This is a genomic window from Candidatus Protochlamydia sp. W-9, from assembly GCF_001950615.1.
Lineage (GTDB): Bacteria > Chlamydiota > Chlamydiia > Chlamydiales > Parachlamydiaceae > Protochlamydia > Protochlamydia amoebophila.
Window position 1 is genome coordinate 1 of sequence record NZ_BCPZ01000378.1, and the last position, 4,419, is coordinate 4,419.

Below are 4,419 nucleotides of genomic sequence, written 5' to 3' on the forward strand. Positions count from 1 at the left end.
TTTCTTTTGTTCCTTTGGAAGATATCCTTTCTTTCATTCAACTAGCTGATTATTATCAACTGTCAGAAGTTGGGAAAAAATTAGAAAAACAGTTGATTGAGGCGTATAAATCCCAAAAATTGGAACTGTTTAACTCCACCACAGATAGTTTAGTGGAATTAAAAGCACTTTTAAATTTTGCGCAGCAATACCAATTAAATACTTTAAAAAATTATTTAGAACTCATAGTTGTAAGTTCCTTACTAAACCAAGCTTCTCATTTAACCGAATTTGAAAAAATTTTAAAGCACTTCTCAAATGAGATAGAAAGACTCAATTTTTCAAAGAATGCCTCTTTGACTGATGCCCATCTGTCAGCATTAAAAAATTGTAAAAATTTAAAAGCGCTACATCTCCAGGAATGCTACAAACTCACTGACACTGGCTTAGCATATTTGACGCCTTTAGTGTCTTTACAATATTTGAATTTGTTCGATTGTATAAAGCTTACCGACGCTGGATTAGCGCATTTAGCACCTTTGGTGGCTTTAAGGCATTTAAATCTGATGGGATGTAATAAGCTTACGGATGCAGGATTAATGCATTTGCGACCTTTAATGGGTTTGCAACATTTAGATCTGAGTTGTTGTAGAAATCTTACTGACGCTGGATTAACGCATTTGACACCTTTAGTCGCTTTACAGCATTTATGTCTAAGTGAGTGCACTAATCTCACCGGTGCTGGATTAGCACATTTGACAACTTTAGTGGCTTTACAACACTTGAATTTGAATAGCTGCTATAAACTCACGGATGCTGGATTAGCACATTTGACCCCTTTAGTGGCTTTACAGCATTTAGACCTAAGCTGTTGTAGAAATCTTACTGACGCTGGATTAGCGTATTTGATGCCTTTAGTGGCTTTATCGCATTTAAATTTGGCTGGATGCCATAATTTCACGAATGCTGGATTAGAGCATTTAACGCCTTTAGTGGCTTTGCAGTATCTAAATCTGGGTGATTGCTATAGACTCACGAATGCTGGATTAGAGCATTTAACGCCTTTAGTGGCTTTGCAGCATTTGGATCTAAGTGAGTGCGAAAAGCTAACGGATGCTGGATTAACGCATTTGGTGCCCTTAGTGGCTTTAACGCATTTGGATTTGAGTGAATGCGATAAGCTCACGGATGCTGGATTAGCCCATTTGACACCTTTGGTGGCCTTGCAGCATTTAAATTTGAGTTGGTGCGATAAGCTTACCGACGCTGGATTGAGGCATTTAACGCCTTTACTGGCTTTGCAAGATTTGTATTTGGGTTATTGCAAAAATTTCACGGATGTTGGATTGGCGCATTTTAAATCCTCAGTATCTCCACTCCATTTAAAAATTATTTATTAAAGTAACTCTCAATGGCGTTAAATACAGAAATATTATAGGTTTTTTTAAATTAAATTTTCATAGTTCTCACAAAATAATTAAAAAAGGAAGTTCAATAACTTCAATTAGTGTTTTGAGTTTTCCCTGATTTGTTCGAACGTTTTTTTAAATTTGTCTAAAAAATTTTAATAGGATTTAAGTCTGACGAATAAAGAGAAAGAAATAGAATTTTACATCCCGCCTTTTGCAACCATCGCTTTCAATACTTGTAATTTGTGAAAGAAAGCATTTTCATCATAGCTATTTGTCTAGGCTTAAGCTCTGGTATAAAAAAATCTTTTAACCATAGACTGAATAATTTGGTATGTCAGGCTCCTGTCTAGAAAAAAACTAAGAAATGAAATTCTATTTTTGCCGCAATAAGGTTTCCTCAGGCATAGCAAAGCCCTTGAAATGGCTCCGCAAACTTGAGCTCCTCGCATAAATCGGGCATACTCTTTTTGCAAATATTTATTGCTGCCACTCTTATCGACGTAAACACGATCTGTTCAGGAATCTTCTCTAGCTCTTTCGCATTGGCAAGTGGAAGAAAATTCTATAACAATCTCTCTTAGATACCTATCTAGATGTTCTTGAATATATTTTGAGTTTACCGTTATCTATTTTACTTGGATTTGAACTCCTTGTCTTAATGTACGCATAGTCACTCCGAAAATTTTTCTGGTTTTAGACCACGTTCCACCATTTTCAATTTATCTTAGGGCTTTTTTTCTTAAATCAAGTGAGTAACTAACCTTACGCAGAAATTAGTCGAAAAAGTCATTCGATGAGTTTAAATTTCCCTTCTCGTAATGGGGGAAAATATGTCTGATGAACTTCTTGATATTTATACAGAGTATCTGATCAGCCAAAATCAAGTATGCAATAACTACAGGGCTTTCAGCCCTTTTAGATAACCAAATCAGTCATGATAAAATTACAAGATTTTTAAACAATCATCAATTCAATTCAAAAGATTGATGGCAATACATCCAACCTAAAATCCGTCAGTATGAAGAAGAAAAAGAAGGAATTCTGATTATTGATCATTCAATAGAGAAGATTTTATATAGATGAAATAAAGAAAATGTTCATTATGGAGCTGAAATTGAATCGCTTAATTGCGTTATCTTTAGAAGATAAGAAAATGGCCATTCCCAAAATCTCAATACATTTGCATCCAAGAGTAGAGAAAAAGGATTATTTGGCTTAAGGATTATTTCTTTTCTGTCCCATTCATGACTTAAGATCTTCAAAAGCGAAGACGGCTCTGTAGGCATCCTATACCTTGTGGCAAATGATCTAGACAACATTGCTGACGATATCTATAAAGTCTACAAAAAAAGATGGCGAATAGAAAGATATCTCAAATCGATCAAGCAAAAATGCAAGCCTTGAAAAATCATCAACTAAAGTGATACGTTCTCAAAAAAAATCTTATTTCCGCATCTATTATTGCTTATTGCAAGCAAGCTAGAAATGCTTCGACTTAAAACTTCACTTAGTCATTTCGCGCTAAAATATAAGTTATTTGTTAAGGCTAATAAATGGTTTTTCAAGGGTAGAAATTCCTAAGAGAAAAAGCTACGCTTACGTAAGGTGAGTAAGTAAGGCATTTTTTCAGCATACGCATATACCAATTGAAAAATTAAACTTAAATTACTATATAAGTCTAAAATTCAGGTTATTAGTCAATAGAATCGCGATACTGAGAACTCTGTAATTTTATTAAATTTTTCAAAACAAATAATGTTTTTTTAGTCAACGTCATTGAAAACGTTTGCACCACTTCAAATTTAAATGAAGTGAAGCTACTGAGGATTTAAAATGCGCCAATCCAACTTCGGTGAAATTTTCGCAAGAGTACAAATACAAATCTTGCAAAGCTACTAAAGGCGTTAAATGCCTCAATCCAGCGTCGGTAAGATGATTGCACCAACTCAGATCTAAATACTGTAAAGCCACTAAAGGTGTCAAATGCGCTAATCCAGCATCCGTGAGTTTTTTGCACGAACTCAGATCTAAATGCTGTAAAACCACTAAAGGTGTCAAATGCGCTAATCCAGCATCCGTGAAATTGCTACAATAGCTCAGATCCAAATGCTGTAAAGCCACTAAAGGTCTCAAATGGGCTAATCCAGCATCCGTGAATTTCCAGCATAGGTTCAGATTTAAATGCTGCAAAGCCACTAAGGGAGTTAAATGCGCCAATCCAGCATCTGTGAAATTATGGCACCACCTCAGATTCAAATGCGTTAAAGCCACTAAAGGTCTCAAATGCGCCAATCCAGCATCCGTGAAATTGCTACAATAGCTCAGATCTAAATGCTGTAAAGTCACTAAAGGTGTCAAATGCGCTAGTCCAGCATCCGTGAAATTGCTACAATAGCTCAGATCCAAATATTTTAAAGCCACTAAAGGTGTCAAATGGGCTAATCCGGCGTCAGTAAGATTTCTGCACCACCTCAGATTCAAATGCGTTAAAGCCATTAAAGGTCTCAAATGCGCTAATCCAGCATCCGTGAAATTGCTACAATAGCTCAGATCTAAATGCTGTAAAGTCACTAAAGGTGTCAAATGCGCTAATCCAGCATCGGTAAGATTGTGACATTCTTGGAGATGAAGTACTTTTAAATTTTTACAATTTTTTAACGCTAACAGATGGGCATCAGTCAAAGAGGCATTCTTTGAAAAATTGAGTTCTTCTATCTCTTTTGAAAAATACTTTAAAATTTTTTCAAACTCGGTTAACTGAGAGGTCTGGTTTAATAAGGATTTCAACAAATAGTTTTTTAAAACATTTAATCGATACTGCTGCGCAAAATTTAAAATTGCTTTTAATTCCAGTAGACTATCTTCGCTGGAGTTAAACGGTTCCAATTTTTGGGATTTATACGCCTCAATCAGCTGTTTTTCTAATTTTTTCTCAACTTTTGACAGTTGATAATAATCAGCTAGTTGAATGAAAGAAAGGATATCTTCCAAAGGAACAAAAGAAATAGAATATTCCAGGCAATCGAGC

Annotated in this window: 2 pseudogenes; one reads left to right on the forward strand and one right to left on the reverse strand. The window is 35.3% G+C overall.

Annotation, left to right across the window (positions count from 1 at the left end):
• Positions 1 to 1,379: pseudogene (locus BU804_RS10250) on the forward strand (hypothetical protein); the annotation flags it as partial.
• Positions 1,380 to 3,164: 1,785 nt separating this feature from the next.
• Here BU804_RS10250 and BU804_RS10260 read toward each other — a convergent pair.
• Positions 3,165 to 4,419: pseudogene (locus BU804_RS10260) on the reverse strand (hypothetical protein); the annotation flags it as partial.